We start from the raw sequence: 16,925 nt of genomic DNA on the forward strand, positions 1-16,925 counted from the left end.
AATTCATCTAGCAATTCTTTGCGAATATTCATCGGTTTTTGTGTTAGTTATTGTGTGGCTAGATTATCTCTCTGCATACATCCCAGACTTTACACATTTCACTTTACACTCTCCTATGGCGATCGGACTATATCATCGACCACTTTCCAAGCTGGAGTTGCTTTCGCTACGGGGCTTTCACTCCCTCACGATTTAACTGACCAGTGCCCCGTAGTTGAGATGCTCCCGCTTAATTTTAGGGCTATTGCAAAAATTCAAGGCTCATAAACCTAACATGTTTTCAGTTCTGCAAGAGGTCTATTCAGGTTGTAATCTCATGGTTTTTCTTTGCTTTAAACGCTCAGTTCTTTCTTGCAAATTATTAAACATTTCAGATTCAGTAATTTCTGCAACTTGGCGCTGACGTTTAATCTCATCAATTTCAATGCGAAGTTCTTCAACTTTCCGAGTAAGCTTCTCTTCCTTAGCTTTAATTTCCTGTATTTGTTGTGCATGAATTAGTGCTTTTTCAATTACTGGAGTAATGTGAGCAGCTAAAATACTTAAAATTTTCAAGCTGGGAGCAGTATAAAAGTCAGGTTCTTTATGGGTTATTACAATCGCGCCCAAGGTTTTATTGCTGATTTTAAATGGTACACAAAGTAAAGATTGTGCATCAACGCTGCGATACTTTACCCTAGAATCAGTTAAGGTATTATTTATCAGTTCAGGCTTGCCTGTACGACAAACTTGTCCAACGATTCCTTCATTTTCAAAGTATACAAAAGGTTCTACGGGGAATAATACTGTTGATCTAAATGCTACGGTATCATATCTAGTAATATTGGGATCTAATTGTAAAACAATTAATCCACTAGTGGCTTCGGTAATTTGAAGAAATTCGTCTATAGCTAGGTTGCACAATTCTTCTAGACTCAGATCTCCCGCTATTTTCTCAGTGACGCGAAGTAAAAGATTTTTTTCTCGGTAAAGTTGCAGAACTTCTTTACCCAATCCCCGATTTTCTTCCTCTCGATTCAAAACTTTTGAGAGATAGAGAGCTAAATTATCGGCATTATATCCAAATACCCATGCAATAATTTTCTCTCCAGATAAAACTGGATATTTATTTTCGGTAATGAGAGAATCGCTTCCACAAATTAGTTTTTCTTCTAAATCACATACCCCAAAAGGATAGCTGTCTAGATACATATCTAAAAATGGTAATATTTCTTTCTGAAGTAATTTAGATAATGACATAATAACTATATATTCTATTGAGTATCTGTTTAGTATCTGAAAAAAACTTATTAAGCTGATTCGATTGAGCGAAAATCTGACCACTCACACAAGAACTCTCTTCTATAAAATCTAATACAAACATGAGCAACGACACTTTTAATCTTACGGTTGGTTTGGTAGTAGTTTGTTTATTGATTTTGCTGGCTTTGTGGTTGCCCGATCTGTTTGAGGAGTAATACTAATTCACAAAAGTGTGCCAACACTTTTGTGAATTAGTATTACTCCTATTCCAGTTGCCTTGCTGCCAGACGCGCAAACAGACCATCTTGGGCGATCAGTTGCTGAAAATTGCCAACTTCCACTACTCGCCCCGCCTCAACTACAAAAATGCGATCAGCATTGATGATCGTACTCAGTCTATGGGCAATTACAACCCTTGTCGCATTTAAGCGATCTAAACTAGCGGTGACGATCGCCTGAGTGCGATTGTCCAGAGCGCTGGTGGCTTCATCCATGAGAATGATCTTAGGCTTCAGCACTAAGGCTCTGGCAATAAGTAAGCGTTGGCGTTGTCCTCCCGAAAGATTAGTTCCTCCTTCACTAATCACGGTGTGCATTCCCATCGGCATCTGTTCTACATCTTGAGAAAATCCAGCCATACGAGCCCCTTCCCAAGCTTCTTCTAGGGTAGCTAAGGCTCCTGCGGTGATATTCTCAAAAATTGAACCTGCATTGATCCGCCCATTTTGTAACACCACACCAAACTGACGGCGAACTGCCTGAAGGTTCAGTCCTGACAAATCTTGTCCATCATAATAAACAGTTCCCGCAGAAGGATTTTCAAACCCTAGTAGCAATCTAAAAATGGTGGACTTTCCACTTCCCGAAGGACCAACGATCGCAATAAATTCTCCTGGTTGAGCCTCGATGGTCACATCGTCTAATATTAGGGGGCCATCTTCACGATAACGAAAGGTAAGATGATCTAGCAAAATATGCCCATTGAGTCGGGTAGGATCGGCTTTGCTGGGATCAGATTCCTGTGGTGCTTCTAAGATTGGGCGGGCGCGTTCCCATAGGGGAACGATTTCGAGGATTTCTGTGGCTGTTGTGCTGAGATCAGTAATACCGCGCATAAACAGCCCTTGAGCAGAGGCAAATGCTAAATAGGAGCCAGCATTTAAGCCCACAGGGCTTTGGGACTGTCGAGACATTTGCATAAATAAAATCGCAAACCAAAACAACAGTATAGAAGTGATTAGAGGGATCGTTTCTGAAACAACTACCACACTGTTATTGATACGCTGAGCGCCCGATCGCAATTTGAGGATTTTACTTTGTTGTTTTGCCCAAGCTGCAAAAGCCCGTTCTTCCGCCATGGCAACTCTCAGTTTTGCCACGCCGTTGATTAGTTGAATTGTAAAACCACTCAAGATGCCACCTAATTCTTCTTGCTTGCGGTTTTTGACGATAATTTTTCGACTAGAAATAAAGGTGATCGCAAACATGACTAAGGAAATCACCATAATGACAATCGACAGTTGCCAACTATATACAAACATCAGCGCTAAATTGAGTACGGCAAATAAACTGCTAAGCAGCGTTCGTAAAGTGGCTCCACTAATTTGCGATCGAATATTGCTAACTGTGAGAACTCTAGACAACAGATCGCCAGAAGAATAATTACGGAAAAAAGCAGGACTTAACCGCAGGAGGCGATCCCAAATCCCTGGCTGTAAGATGCTATCGGCAGCACTCTCAACCCGATTAGTTAAAATGCCTTGAGAAACTTGGAAGGCTGATTGACCAAAGGCGGCGGCAAAAAGGGCTAATCCCAATTGACTAAGTAAGGAGCGATCGCTGTTGGGGATAGCATCATTAACCAAAATAGAGGTTGCTTGGGGAACAACCATGCCCAAAAGAGTTACAGTCAGACCAAATATGACAATGCCAATTGCAGAGAGTTCGTAACCTTTTAGTCCAAATAAAAATAGATCAACGGCATTCCGAACAATTACTGGCAATGGACGGTAAAACGTAAAGGCAATGGGCGAGATAGTCTCGGCAATTTCCTGAGTAACCGTTTGTTTGGTATTTTTTTTTGGATCAAAAAGGATATAACTCTGCCCCTTTGGTAACAACGCCCCAGGCGCATTATCTTCTTGAGAATAGGCAAGCATGGGGCCAGATTCTCGTTTCCACCATCCAGACTCAAGTAAAACTTGGCGAATTCGCATTTGTGAAGCTCTAGCGATCGCCGATAAAGGATCTTTGATCCGTTTGAGGTCTTCAGACTGACTAGGTGGTCGAATCACAATGCCTGCCATGCGACCCACCGCACCAGTTGCGGCTAACAAGGCATCGCCTTGTCCCTCCATCTGAGTTCGTTCTTCAGGCTTATGTAAAACGGAAACTAGATCCTCTAAGGCGGCATTTAATAAGTCTTTATTTTGTTGATTTCTCGCTTCAAAGCGTCGATAATTGCTCTCTAATTCCTGAGTTTCTAATAGTAGAACATTAACACCTACATTTTGATGGAACTGCCCTAACTCAATATGGAGATCTGTCCAGTCTTCTCGTTTTTCTGTCAATTGTGCGAAAACTTCTAAATCAGTCTCTGCAATAATCCAAAGTCCAAATCCAAGGGGAAATGTTCGCGGTGTTTCTAACCTTTGGTCTTCTAGATCCAGCCAAAGTGCCTTGCCCTGTCGAATGGTGATCCACAAAACTTGATTTTTAGAGGATAGTAAGGGCTGTTTAGAACTTAAAGAAATATATTGAGTGCTATCCACCAGCACAGGATCGATGGGAACTTGGGGATGAAGATGTTTACTCCAATGATAGATCCATAGATTTAGTTGACGTTGGCGATCGGGTTCGCGCATCTGGCCAGTAAAATCACTAATGGGAATGTCAACAAGCTCAGTTTCCGTCAGAGCTACTGCCACTAACTCCCAACCAAGCAAGCGATCAATACCAAATAAAGCTTCCCCAGATTCTACTGTAAATAAATAGCGTCGAACACCCTGCTGCTCCTGCTCTTGAATCTTACGGAAAAAGATGGCAAGCGTTCCTGTCTTGATTTCCCACACCCGATCAGGATCAGTGAGAACAAAGGGAATATTTCCTTTTACGATTGTTGGTGGTGAGATACTCATGTTAACCTTCCTCCGTATGGATTAGTCGAGCATAGGGACCATCTTGCTCTCGTAAGGACTCATGAGTCCCTCTTTGGACGACCTTTCCACGCTCCAACACAATGATTTCATCGCAATCCCTGATAGTGCTGAGCCTATGAGCCACCACAATACAGGAGCAACCTCGCCTTCGCAGATTTCGATCAATAGTGACCTCTGTTTCTGCGTCTAGGGCGCTAGTTGCTTCATCTAGCACTAAGATACTAGGGTTACGCACTAGCGATCGCGCGATTTCAAGACGTTGACGCTGACCTCCACTGATATTCATCCCTCCTTCAATTAGTTCTGCTCCATAACCATTGGGCATAGATAAAATCAAATCATGAATGGCTGAGTCTTCGCAGGCTCGGATCACTTCCTGATCACTAACCGTATTGTCCCAGAGCGTAAGGTTTTCTTTAACTGATCCGCCAAATAGAAAAATATCCTGCTCCACCATTGCGAGAGAAGTAGATAGAACATTTCTAGCCCATTCTTGACGAGGTTTTCCATCAAACAAAATTTCGCCTTCCCAAGGGGCATATAGCCCACAAACTAATTTGGCGATCGTAGACTTGCCCGAACCACTGCCCCCCACCAAAGCCACTCTTTGCCCTGGGGTAATTCGCAAACTGAAATTACTAATCAAAGGCGATTCAAGGCGATTATAACCAAAGGAAACATTTTGCAGTTCAACGAAGCCTTGTAATCGGAAGTTATGCTGATCTGTGGAGGGAAGATTGATCGCCAATTGGCGATCGGCTTCAGGATCGAGGGGATTTTCTAAAACGTCATTAATGCGATTTACATCTGCGACAAGGGTTTGGAGAGTACTGCCAAAATTTACGAGGGAATTCACAGGCTCTAAAAAGCTAGAAGTCAAGGATTGGTAAGCAATCAACATACCAATACTCAGATTCCCATCCATCACCCTGAACCCGCCCACTACTAAAATTGCCGCCGAAGTTAATGCAGTTAACAATGATGGTAAGGAGCTAAGCAATTGGGTTTGTAACCCCAGTTCCTGCTGAGCGTTTAAGGCTTTTGCATAGTATCCACCAAATTTGGAAAACAAATCTCCTTCTAAGCCAGAAGCCTTAACCGTCTCGATTGTTTGAATACCACCGATCGCCACACCCGCAACCTTACCGAATTCTTGAGCAAGTTTGGTATTAGCATCTACTCGACTAGTCGATAGCAAGGACAAAGCCGCAAAATTGATACTGGCAAAGCTAATCGCAATTAGGGTAAGTACCCAGTCGTACTGCAACATGACGATGAAGTAAAAAAACATCATGATCACATCAATTACCGTAGTTGCTAAGGGACCAGATAAAATATTGGCTACCTTATCATTAAGCTGGGAACGATTACTGATTTCTCCTGCGTATCTTTGGGCGTAAAATCCAATAGGTAAGCGCAAAGTATGCCATAGAAAGCCTCCCGACATACTTGCGGTTAGCTTGAGCATTAGTCGCCGTAAATAACTCAGACGCAACTTGGCTAGAAAGCCTTGCAAAATTGCCGTTCCCAACATCCCAATTACTAAAGGACGCAACCAATTTTCACGACCTTGCACCAGAATTTCATCGACAAAAACTTGGGAAAAAGCAGGAACACAGAGGCGAGGAATAGTTAGGAGCAATCCTGCCGTTATTGCTAAGAAGATTGCTCCTTTTGAACTTCGCAATAGTTCGACTAGTCCCAACAAGATATTAGGCGACCTGCCGTCTTTCTGAAAACCTTCTCCCGGCTCAATGACCAAAACTACGCCAGTAAAGCCTTCATCAAACTCAGTTTCCGAGACACTGCGTCTTCCTGAAGCTGGGTCACTGAGAAAAACTCGGTTTTTGGCAAACCCTTCTACAACTAGAAAATGATTGAAGTGCCAAAATACGATGTATGGAGGTTTTAATTCCTTTAAATCCGTCAGACGCTTACTAAATCCTTTAGCCACCATCTTGTAATTGCGGGCAGCCTTCAGTACGTTAGAAGCTTTACTTCCATCTCTTGATACTCCACATTCTCGCCTGAGTTCGGGCAGGGGAACAAAAAGCTTGTAGTAAGCCATGATAATCGCTAAGGCGGCAGCCCCACACTCTACAGCTTCCATTTGCAGAATTGTAGGTGTTTTGGCGATCGCATTTTTTGCAAAGGATAACTTCATAGATTCCAGCTAGTAAATACCTGTAGTGGAGCGAAGGAAAGGCAAGATATAGGTTATGGGGGCTCTTTCTTCTACTAAAACTTGAACAGTAGAAAGTGTGCCAGAATCCAAATTGATATTTGGTCCTTTGGAAGATGACCATTTATAACCACTACGATTGGTACTATCTTCTTCCAACTCAATAAAGACCTCAACTTGAGGAGAACCGTTGGGGAGCAAAGCCTTGGTCGCTTCTTCACTACCAATTAAGGTGGTTACGCCTTGAATTGTGGGGATGTAAGGAGATATGGTTTTGACTTTGCCTAAAATACCTCCAAACTGCTCTCTTTTAACTTGGGCTGGGGTAATTTGCACCTGCATACCCGTTGAAACTTGCCTTCCACTCTGATCAGGAAAATAGGCGACGGTGATTAGTCTCTTGCTCGGATCAGGGAGACCAATAGAAGCCAATCTTGTCCCCGAATTAACAATTTGACCAGAAGTCGCTGTCATTTCTAAAACAACTCCCTCATATTCGCTCTTCACATTAGAAGAGTCTTTTATCTGCTGCTCTAGCCGTGAAATGCGGCTTCTGACCTGCTGTATCTGATTAGCACGCCCAAAAGAACTATCTTGAATTTGCTGCCTTAATCGAGCTTCTTGACTATTTAAATCTTTTAATTTTGATTCAAAATCATCAATTGAATTAAGATTCTGGAGGTATTGTCTTTCGGCATCGGCTTCCTGCGAGTCTAACTGCTTAAGCTGCGCCCTCAGATCCGCAATAGTAGATAGATTTTGTAAATACTCTTGTCTGGCTTGCAAAACCTGATCTCCCGTTATAATCCCGCGATCTAACAAATTTTGGCGAGTTTTCAAACGATCTTCAAGGGCAGGGGATAGGTTATTTAACTGGATCAGTCTTTCTTCTAATGCTTGACGCTGAAGGCGTATGGCAATCACTCCTTTTTCTCTTAAGGTCGGAATCAATGCATTAACTTCAGAAATATTTTTCCTGAGTGAACTTCTTTGCTGTTGAATCGATTCTACTTGCAAGTCGGACTGACGATTTTGTAATTGGGTGGAGCTTTGATCTTGTCCCTCCAGCTCTCGAAGCTGTTGCTTTTCAAGTTGTAGTTGCTTGACTAAATCTGGCTGAGATAAAGTTGCTACTATTTGACCTTTCTCCACTACATCGCCAACCTTGATATTAAGAGCCGCAATTTGTCCAGTTCCGACACTTTGTAATGGTACGACTCTTCGGGGGAATACAATAATTCCTTGTCCAGCAACTGTAACTGGTATCTTTCCGAAAATGCTCCAAACTAGGGCAACTAAAGCAAGCCCACCCAAAGCTGACAGGGGAATCCAAGACTTAGCATCAGCAACATACATTAGCTGATCTAAGCGCTCAGGAGAAGAAAGACGCTCTACGGATTCTTGTCGAAATAGCCTGCTCATACATTACCTCTAAGAGAAAGTCGTTTTAACATCCAATCAAATCTCGCGCCTGCTAATGTTAGGTTATCTAAACTGTTATCGTCTAGTTCATCTTCATATAAAACATTTGCTTGTAGGGACTGGTTGCGATCGTACGATCGCCTTTTACCGTAGCCCATCCGTTCGATCAGCGCCTCAGTTTTTGATGTAATTAAAATACTCAACATCCGATAAAAGCGAGAGGCAAAGCCTAGATTCTTTTGCAACTCCAATTGTAAAGCGGGATAGGGAATAGCCAAGAAGACGGATTCTTTCAGGGTTTTGGTGGCAACCGCAGAAATTGGACTTAGATTTACAAATGTGGTTTCCCCTGTTATCTCTCCCGTAGTTAGATGAATAATTTCTGCGCCGATCGCCTCTTCGCTTTGACTACCTGATTCTAGAGAAGCAAAAATACGCGACATTTTCCGAGGCTTGTCGAAGGCGGATACAGCACAGACTGCGTTAAGTAATACAAACAAAAATTCGACAGGACGACCAGCTTGAATAAACACTTGCCCCTCAGGAATAACTTCAATCTTGCCATTTTTTAATAACCAATCGACATCGCCATCACTGAGTTCACCAAAAGCCGCTCCGCCTGCCATCATTGACTGCACAAATCCTAATTTACGCGAAAGATACTGGGGAATAATGCGTTGACAACGCTCGTTAGAATGGGAAGCAAGGGCGTGGTAAAACCTTGCACCAAAGCCATTATCCTGTTCCATTCTTTCATAGATAGCCTGATGGGATAACTTTAATACTTTAGATTTGGTAGTTGCTTTCACGGATACAGCCGATTGAGCGACACCAAGAAATGCTGATTCTCCAAAAATTTCCCCAATACCGAGTTCTTCTAACTTTTGATCAAGTGAAGTAACATTTTCTAGGGCAGCAAAGGCTCGTCCCATAATATTTCCACTTTCACTGGCGATCGTGCTAATACAGTCCCCTTCCAATAAAACAAAAAAGTTAGTATTAACTCGCCCTTGCTCAATCAACTGTGTATCAGGAGCTATATCTAATTGCTGACCAGTGGCAATCATCCAGTCAATATCATTATTAGTGAGTTCTTTCAATAAAAATTCAGTCATAAAAATTATTCTCCAAGATTTTCTTCAGAGATAAGACTCTCTTTTCCAGTCAGCAAAGGGGTAAATCGTCGAATTGACTGATGTAAAAGCTCAATTGCATTGGGCGCAGCTAACTCCTCTAGGGTAAGATAGCTAAGAGCAATTAGCAATAAAAGTTGCTGATCTTGTTGATTTCTTGAGTTAGCGTAAAATTCTTGGGTAAATTTTTCTAGATTTTCTGCCGCAGCTTTGATTAACTTTTGAACAATTTGATAAGCTGAATCTGATAGGGGAGGAGTGCCGCGATAATTTTCTAATCTAGCTCCTTCACGATAGATCGGAAATCTTTCTAACCCCATAAAAGCCAAGAACCATTGAGCCTTAAAAGTCCCTGTCGCCGCTACAAGACCTCGGTAGTCAGCAATCAATTCATCCACCAAATTATTTCTCATAGAATTTAGAAATCTTCTGGTGCAGTAGTGGGTACATTCATGTTCCAAACGAATTAGGTGAGATAAATTAAGCCACTCTGACAATTCTAACCCCAAGGTAGAAGGGGAGACATTGCTATAAAATCCTTTGCTTGAGATGATGAATCGATCTTGATATAGAGACTTCTGGGGAATAATTTTTTTAAACTCTAGCTGCCAATCTGATTCATTAGGCGGGGATAATTGTTTACTACTCCATTGATAACTCCACTTAGATCGATAATCGTTAATCCGATCCCAATTGTTGTATCCGCCGACAATACAAGCTCCCATAGACTCAGGCACAGGTAAGGGTTCATTTTTTTTAGTAAGCGCTTGAATCAGCGTCACAAAATCTTGGCGATCGCCCACTAAAATCACAGGAATTGGTCCTGCTAAAGTTTCATGCAGGAATAACTGGACTTGATCAGGCTGTATCAGGGCTAGCCCTGTGGCTTCTGGCAAATTCTCTGTGGTAACCCCACGTTTTGTCGCCGCTTGATAACTTTCTACTTGACTTATTCCCTCCTTGATGGGGAATTGCAACTGAACTAGCTTCTGGGATAAAACTGAAAATGCACCTGTGATCGCCGCTAGATTAGAATAATTTTGCCAAGTCTCGACATGCGGTTCTGGTACTTTAGCAGCATGGATTGCCTCAACTAAATTTTTGTATTCAAATGTACTCTGATTGTAATCGAGTAGTTCCTGTAAATTGGAATCGGTAGCGCCAAAGTTTTTTAAGATTGCTAAACGAAAAAGTTGTGTTTCCAAGCATTCTCCTCAAGTCGCCTTTCTAGCCAATTATGTTAGCAAAGTTTTTACAAAAACAATAACTGATTTACACTCGATAAGTAGCTGGGGATAATTAAATATAAAAAAACTAAAAGTTATGGTGAAACAGTAGTGTATGCCATGGGTTTTGGTTCGTTTTTTTAATATTGTTTAATGTAGTAAATAATGTCTTTAAAGTAATATTTACAAATACTAAAGAATATTTATAGATACAATATTTTATCTGCAATTATTTGCAATATTGTATTGGTGGCTAGATAATCGTGAGAGAGGATTATAAATGTTGCAACGAACCATCCGCGCAGCTTTTGTTTTAGTGAGTTTTACAAATTTATGGGAATCTTCAGTCTATGCTCAGAAAATGCCTCCTCCCAAACCTATAGATTCAGCCCAAAAGCCACTACAGGAAAAAAATAACCAAGAACCTCTCTTAGAAAATCCCATAGATTTAATCCGCCCTACTAAAGCTGATGAGGTAGAGCCGAAAAAACTAGTATCATTCACACTTGAGGAAGCTATCGATTTGCGACTTGCTAAAAATCGACAAGTTCAAGCTGCCAAACTGCGTGTCGAGCAGGCTAAAGCCGCCATCCGAGAAGCAGAAGCCACATTACAACCAACAGCAGCTTTACAGATCAGTCTTTCTCGTGACTTAAGTGCTTCTAATCAACTAGCAATAGAAACTAGTAAAAGATCTGCCTTACTCCAAGGTGCTGACCCCAATTCCCTCGCATTTCAACAAATCCAAAACTATACAACAACTACCCTTTCTCCGACCCTAAGTTTTAGCTATGGGTTGTACCAGCCTCAGCGCAGCCCTCTAATTGAGAGCGCTAAGAAATCATTACAGTTAAATAAGTTAGAAGTGCAACGACTTTCCCAACAAATTCGTCTTGATATTACCAACGCTTATTACTCTATTCAGCGAGCCGATCAACAAGTTTTGATTGAAGAAGCTGCGGTGCGCCAGTCGGAAATGAGTGTTTATAATGCTGAAGAACTTCTTAAAGGACAACTTGGGACTCGCTTTGACGTTTTAACATCTCAAGTACAATTGGACGAGTCCACGCAAAGATTAATCAGAGCAAAAAGTCAGCAGCAAGCCGTAAGTCGGAGGTTTGTAAGATTACTCGATTTATCGCCGACGATTATTCCTAAAGCTTCGGAGCCCATTAAACAGGGTAAGGCATGGGAGCTTTCGCTCGAAGATAGTATTTTGTTGGGTTTACAGCAACGAATTGATCTCACCCAACAGGAAATAAATCGTCAAATAAGCCTTAATAGAGCGGAGTTTGAAGAAGCATCTCTTCAGCCTCAAGTGAATCTTTTTGCTAATCTCAGTGGTTTGTCGTTGAGTACGGAAGATCCTCGAGATCCTAGTAATTTTGCCTATGGAACAGCATCTGGTTACTCTATAGGTTTGACCTTCCAATGGAGACTTCTAGACGGTGGATCTGCCTCTGCTAAAGCCGAGCAGCAGCGTATAAATGCGGCGATCGCTACTAACCAATTTGCAGATATTAAAGCTCAGGTGCGCCTAGAAATAGAAGAAGCCTATTTTAGTTTGAAGGCAAATGAGAAAAATATTGTGATTGCCGAAAAGGCGCTCAACCGTGCCGAAAAAAATCTCGAACTTGCTCGTATAAGATTTCAAGCTGGAGTAGGTTTACAGACTGAGGTAAATATTGCCGAAGCTAGTCTCACTCAAGCAAGAGGAAATGTTTTACAGGCAATCATTGGCTACAATCAAGATCTTGCCGCACTTCAGCGTGCTGTAGGTAACAGTACAGAACCTTAATAAGTTCTATCTATTTTGTTAACTTCAAGCTAGAATTGACAAATTTTGTGTATAGTGACTTCAAGAAATCAGTGTAGGGCTTATGTCTAAAATTATTTCCATCCATTCCTATCGCGGCGGCACGGGCAAATCTAACACCACAGCCAATCTGGCGGCTTCTCTTGCCTGTGTAGGCAAACGTGTGGGCATCGTGGATACTGACTTGCCATCACCCGGAATCCATGTTTTGTTTGGGTTTGATGAGAGCAAACTAAATAAGACGCTAAATGATTTTTTATGGGGGCGCTGCCCTGCCCAAGAGGCGGCTTATGACGTTACCTCCACTCTAGGTGAAGCGGCTACTTCTGGAAGTGCGCTTTATCTGATTCCTGCCAGTGTTCGCATTAATGATATTTCCAAGATTTTAAGAGAAGGTTATGATGTTGAGCTTTTAAATGATGGTTTTCAAGACTTAGTGGAACACCTCCAGCTTGATTACCTATTTATTGATACGCATCCCGGTCTCAGTGAAGAAACCCTCCTTTCTTTGACCATTTCTGATTTAGTAATTTTGATTTTGCGTCCTGATCAGCAGGATTTTCAAGGTACGGCGGTGACAATCGATGTGGCTCGTAAGCTAAATGTTCAAAAGCTCTTATTGTTAGTGAATAAAGCTTTACCAGAATTTGACTTTGATGAGCTTCAAAAAAAGATTGCAAATACTTTCCAGATTGAAGTTGGAGGAGTACTGCCTGAGTCAACAGATATTATTCGTTTGGCAAGTAGCGGTATCTTTTGTCTAAATTTTCCTGACCATCAAATTTCTAAAGTTTATCGTCATGTTGCTTCATTGATTTAGTCGGAAATTTAATGGGAAATTACTCGGAGTAAACCTCCTCGAATTAGTCGTTTTATGAGGGTCACTTTTCCATCGTCGGTTAATGTATCAGGCAGATCGCCAACTTTAAATGCAGAATTGGTATTAGCAACAAAGAGAAAAGCAGTCTCTAGATGGCGTTTACCCGTGATTGTGTTGCCGGGAAATTGGATGCTTGCCCCGTCAAACCCTGTTCGGATCACTCGGCAATGCAACCCCGATCGCTTGATTACAGTAGAAGTGAGATTTACTTCTTCCAGTTGATGTAGTTGCTGAAAATGTCCGTCAGGTAAGGGTGTAGTCTGATGAATAAAGCGATCGCGCAAAATCTCTAATCCATCTCCTAAGGCTTGAGGATCGATCGCCACTGTATTCAAGATTTCTTGAAAGGTTTCCTGAAGCATAGTTATGGCTTCTTGATTGTCTAGATAGCCAAGGGGGAGAGCCTTGCGTAATTTGGGATTACGCAAGGCGACAGCCGTAAGAGCGCTATTCACTAAATCAAGCCATTGAGCAGGATAAACGCCGAGGGTGACATGGAGCGAAAAATTATCAAGGGTGGCGGCGTGGTGAATGCATCCCCTAGGTACATAGAGGAGATCCCCGGGATTTAGTTGGATGGATAATTGGGGATCGCCAAGACGAGCTTCAGGAATCACGGGTTGAAAGCTACCCAACAAAGGCACAGTATTTATCGATGAGTCGGTGGGATGCAAATACCATTGCTTACTTCCTTCAATCTGTAACACAAATACATCATGGGTATCATAGTGCGGCATCAATCCTTTAGAGTTGGGAGGCGAAAGGTAACAATTTGCCACCACTGCATGATTGAGAAAATACTGCACGTTCAAGCAAGCTTGGGCAAGGGGTTGCCAGTACTGCTGGAGTCCATTAATTATGATGGTATGCCCTTCGTTATAAGCCTTGTAAAGCTGGTTGAGATTGAGACTGCGATCGGGCTTGATGTAGCGATCGGGAAGCAGTTCTTGTTGATTGGCGACTACTCGAATATCAGGCGGAGTCAGATGATGCCGAGCCAGCAAAATATCCATCTCTTCGAGAGATAGCAATGTTTGATAGAAGTTGGCGGCTCTTCCTGAAATATGCAGGGGTTGAGTTTCCCAGTGTTTTTCCAGAAAATCGGAGAGCGCGATCGGGTTTAGTAGTTTGAGAAAATCGAAATTATTATCGTTTAAATTATCATTGAACATAATTCGTAATCAAGATATAGAAGTTGATTGAGGCTTGGTGCGTAACTTAAAAAAGGTATTAGCTAGGAGCATCATCCCTGTGTTTGGCAAAGGCATAGAATCTGATTCAGGAAGATCGACTAAGATAGACTCCAGACGCAGTAAATCATCCTCATTCTTAGGATATTTCAGAAACATCGGATCAATTATCTGTTCCGATTTTGCGAGTGAAATCCCCGTACTATGGGGTAGATAGACCTTATGGAAATGACGATATTCGCCTGTATTAACTAAATATTCCCAACCATGGGCTTTTTGGAAAAGGCTATAAAATCCTGAAGCGGTAATATAAAAAAATAAATTTGCTAGAGGGTTATAACCTTCGACCGCCGTAAGGGTCGAGTTCCTGAGATCTATATGCCAAATTTTACTTTGGCGATCAGAAAAGATGACTTCTAACTGATAGATAACTTGCCAATTCTGATGCTCTGCAAACAGAGTACTTAAATTTTCTTGAATGAAAGCTACCAAATTTGTCGAAACTTCGTGAGCAATTGCTTCTTGTAAAGTTTCTAGGGGATAGCCCAGAGGATTGTGATCTTGTAGATCTCTATGGAAATTGACGGGGACAAAGGCGATCGCTTCTCGATCATTTACCATCATGCGGGCATAGGAAGAAGCTGAGGGATGGTGCTGAAAACCTCTGTCAATATCTAGTTCGGCGATATCCCCAGGATCTAGACTACAAACCTTTGATTGAGGCAGCACAGTCGCCATATCTTCACAAAAACGTTCACGGGTCTGGGGAAAAGCAATCTGATTTTGCCAAGCTCCAGAATTGATGTACTTCCATCCTTGAGCGCCAGGAATGACTACATCAGGATTGACTATGCTGATCAGACGATACAGATGATCGTAAACATCAAAGGGGAAACCTAAGCCCTGATTAGTTTGATATTTTGATTCCATGCCCACATTCCAAGGGGTCAAAAATATATCAATTTTCGGAAAAATTTGTTTCACCTGTTCAATCGTAGCAGGAGCGAAGAAGGTGTCTACAGCATTCCAAAACACACCACTAGGGTCAGCAAACACCATGCCAAATTCAGGTACTCGCACCTCTGATCGCGTGGTCATCAGCGTCGTATCTCCCATTTTCACTTTCTGGAATTCCTTGAGTGGATAGATATGCTTGTATCCCAAATTTTGTAAGCATTCCATTAAAAGTTTATCGGGAGGAATGAGAACATCTATATGTTTAGGGAGATAGGTGAGGGAGCGAATATCAAAGTGATCGGTATGTTTGTGAGAAATCACTAAAAAGTCATAGGCTGGCAATAAATCGGGAAAGATTTCTCTCTGGGGGCAAGAGGCATTAGTGCCATCACAAAAAGGGTCCCAAAGTAAAGGATCCATCAAAATTTTGCAATCCTGAGTTTCTATCAATAAGGATGCGTGACCTAAGAAATTAATCTTCATAGCTGTAAACTACTTTTCCAAAGCGATCTGGGGAATTATACGTACGGTCAAAGAACGGTGCGACATCCTTGCCTGTATAGACACTATCGATCGCTACATGCAAATTTCCTTGAGCATAATCGGCGATCGCTTGGGCTAAATCAGAAGTAAGTCCAATACAATTACCAATAATCGAAAGATTGTAAATCATCGTTGTGTATAAAAGACTTTGGGGACTTATACCTATATCGGGAGATTGGGTTCCCGTCAGATCTGTAAATTGATCATAAAGTCCACAGGTTATATATTTAGCTTCTGGTTTCATCACTGGCAACATTCTGGCAATATGCAAATCGAAAAAAGGATCGATGATGCTATGAAATCCACCCTTAGTTTCCTCCAGAACGGATGTAGCTGTTTCGGGTTCAATCCACGTCTCTGAATTCGGGTTGATCGGCACGACCCGATCAACCCCGATCGCCTGAATTTTGTCGATGAACTTGCTCGAACTGGTCAGCGCATACACCCGAATTCCCATTTGCTGACGATATTTTTGCAGCGCATGGAGTACAAATAAGGATGTATTGGATCTGGCGGCGGTGACTAAGATATTTTGCTCTGGCTGAATCTGCAACTTGCGGATCATGCTATAACTGGTTTGCCCACCAATACTAAATGAGGCGGCTACATCGTCGGGCATAACATCAGGAATTTTAATTAATTTAGCCCGATGGAGAATCCGCAACTCTTTAGAAGCGTGGTTTGTGGGAACTCCCGGTGGTAACCCAGTCACACCAGAGTTGGGATAGCAATTATTAGCAATCACGCGATCGCCTGCTTTTAAATCAATTACATCGGCTCCTACCGCGAGGACTACGCCGACAAACTCTGAGCCTATGGCATTAAAGCGATTGGCGGGGGCGCTAGTTGCGGTATTTAGAATTATTCGTTTATCTCGATAGTTGCAAGAAAAGGCTTTGACTTGGAACAGAACATGATTAGTGAGGGCAGGATCATTAGGGGAAAAGGTAATATCTTTAGTATGGATAACTCCACAATTCACCTGTATACCTTCAATCTCGATACTGTCAACAAAACTCTCTGCCGACATAATTGTTTTAACTTGAGAACCACAGATCGCAACTGTTTTCATACTAAATTTGATTGACTTTAGTGGATGGCAGTTTTTATTTTGCCTACGGCAAAGTAAAAAACCCAAACTTTTACTAGAATTGATTTTTAACTTTCAAAGGAGTA

Annotated in this window: 12 protein-coding genes; 3 read left to right on the forward strand and 9 right to left on the reverse strand. The window is 41.9% G+C overall.

The annotated features are described in order from the left end of the window. Positions 1–196 (forward strand): hypothetical protein (locus tag H6F42_RS19865; RefSeq protein ID WP_190401123.1); only part of this gene is annotated, 196 nt, incomplete at its 5' end. A 101-nt stretch (positions 197–297) separates the two neighbouring features. Here the strand turns inward: H6F42_RS19865 and H6F42_RS19870 are convergent. The 6 genes from H6F42_RS19870 to H6F42_RS19895 form a co-directional block, all read right to left on the reverse strand. Beyond that, on the reverse strand, positions 298–1,239 hold the full coding sequence (locus tag H6F42_RS19870) for a GAF domain-containing protein (protein WP_190401124.1): 942 nt from the start codon (positions 1,237–1,239) through the stop codon (positions 298–300). 266 nt (positions 1,240–1,505) lie between these two features. Beyond that, a complete protein-coding gene (locus H6F42_RS19875; protein ID WP_190401125.1) occupies positions 1,506–4,379 on the reverse strand; it encodes an NHLP bacteriocin export ABC transporter permease/ATPase subunit in 2,874 nt (957 codons plus the stop codon). Between the two features lies 1 nt (position 4,380). Beyond that, positions 4,381–6,564: an NHLP family bacteriocin export ABC transporter peptidase/permease/ATPase subunit gene (locus H6F42_RS19880; protein WP_190401126.1), complete on the reverse strand. Its 2,184-nt coding sequence runs from the start codon at positions 6,562–6,564 to the stop codon at positions 4,381–4,383. A 9-nt stretch (positions 6,565–6,573) separates the two neighbouring features. Then, a complete protein-coding gene (locus H6F42_RS19885) occupies positions 6,574–8,004 on the reverse strand; it encodes an NHLP bacteriocin system secretion protein (protein WP_190401127.1) in 1,431 nt (476 codons plus the stop codon). Beyond that, on the reverse strand, positions 8,001–9,119 hold the full coding sequence (locus tag H6F42_RS19890; RefSeq protein WP_190401128.1) for a cyclic nucleotide-binding domain-containing protein: 1,119 nt from the start codon (positions 9,117–9,119) through the stop codon (positions 8,001–8,003). Before H6F42_RS19890 ends, H6F42_RS19885 begins: the two co-directional genes overlap by 4 nt. A 5-nt stretch (positions 9,120–9,124) precedes the next feature. Next, positions 9,125–10,342, reverse strand: coding sequence for a hypothetical protein (locus tag H6F42_RS19895; RefSeq protein WP_190401129.1), 1,218 nt, complete (start codon positions 10,340–10,342; stop codon positions 9,125–9,127). Positions 10,343–10,643: 301 nt separating this feature from the next. Between H6F42_RS19895 and H6F42_RS19900 the strand changes: the two genes are divergently transcribed. Beyond that, on the forward strand, positions 10,644–12,161 hold the full coding sequence (locus H6F42_RS19900; protein ID WP_190401130.1) for a TolC family protein: 1,518 nt from the start codon (positions 10,644–10,646) through the stop codon (positions 12,159–12,161). 82 nt (positions 12,162–12,243) lie between these two features. Continuing rightward, positions 12,244–12,999: a MinD/ParA family protein gene (locus H6F42_RS19905; RefSeq protein WP_190401131.1), complete on the forward strand. Its 756-nt coding sequence runs from the start codon at positions 12,244–12,246 to the stop codon at positions 12,997–12,999. Between the two features lie 8 nt (positions 13,000–13,007). On the opposite strand, the gene H6F42_RS19910 is transcribed toward H6F42_RS19905, so the two are convergent. The 3 genes from H6F42_RS19910 to H6F42_RS19920 are packed head-to-tail and all read right to left on the reverse strand — an operon-like array spanning position 13,008 to position 16,821. Then, positions 13,008–14,231 carry a cupin domain-containing protein gene (locus H6F42_RS19910; protein WP_190401132.1) on the reverse strand — a complete coding sequence of 408 codons (1,224 nt, stop codon included), beginning with the start codon at positions 14,229–14,231 and terminating at the stop codon, positions 13,008–13,010. Between the two features lie 9 nt (positions 14,232–14,240). Beyond that, positions 14,241–15,626 carry a hypothetical protein gene (locus tag H6F42_RS19915; RefSeq protein WP_242018538.1) on the reverse strand — a complete coding sequence of 462 codons (1,386 nt, stop codon included), beginning with the start codon at positions 15,624–15,626 and terminating at the stop codon, positions 14,241–14,243. Positions 15,627–15,678: 52 nt separating this feature from the next. After that, positions 15,679–16,821: a zinc-binding alcohol dehydrogenase family protein gene (locus tag H6F42_RS19920; RefSeq protein WP_190401134.1), complete on the reverse strand. Its 1,143-nt coding sequence runs from the start codon at positions 16,819–16,821 to the stop codon at positions 15,679–15,681. Positions 16,822–16,925 lie beyond the last annotated feature (104 nt).

Origin of the sequence: Pseudanabaena sp. FACHB-1998, assembly GCF_014696355.1 — a bacterium.
Lineage (GTDB): Bacteria > Cyanobacteriota > Cyanobacteriia > Pseudanabaenales > Pseudanabaenaceae > Pseudanabaena.

Coding starts and splice junctions, on each gene's coding strand:
- H6F42_RS19910 (WP_190401132.1), bottom strand. CDS start 14,231: ATGTTCAATGATAATTTAAACGATAATAATTTCGATTTTCTCAAACTA.
- H6F42_RS19885 (WP_190401127.1), bottom strand. CDS start 8,004: ATGAGCAGGCTATTTCGACAAGAATCCGTAGAGCGTCTTTCTTCTCCT.
- H6F42_RS19905 (WP_190401131.1), top strand. CDS start 12,244: ATGTCTAAAATTATTTCCATCCATTCCTATCGCGGCGGCACGGGCAAA.
- H6F42_RS19870 (WP_190401124.1), bottom strand. CDS start 1,239: ATGTCATTATCTAAATTACTTCAGAAAGAAATATTACCATTTTTAGAT.
- H6F42_RS19915 (WP_242018538.1), bottom strand. CDS start 15,626: ATGGATCCTTTACTTTGGGACCCTTTTTGTGATGGCACTAATGCCTCT.
- H6F42_RS19920 (WP_190401134.1), bottom strand. CDS start 16,821: ATGAAAACAGTTGCGATCTGTGGTTCTCAAGTTAAAACAATTATGTCG.
- H6F42_RS19875 (WP_190401125.1), bottom strand. CDS start 4,379: ATGAGTATCTCACCACCAACAATCGTAAAAGGAAATATTCCCTTTGTT.
- H6F42_RS19880 (WP_190401126.1), bottom strand. CDS start 6,564: ATGAAGTTATCCTTTGCAAAAAATGCGATCGCCAAAACACCTACAATT.
- H6F42_RS19900 (WP_190401130.1), top strand. CDS start 10,644: ATGTTGCAACGAACCATCCGCGCAGCTTTTGTTTTAGTGAGTTTTACA.
- H6F42_RS19890 (WP_190401128.1), bottom strand. CDS start 9,119: ATGACTGAATTTTTATTGAAAGAACTCACTAATAATGATATTGACTGG.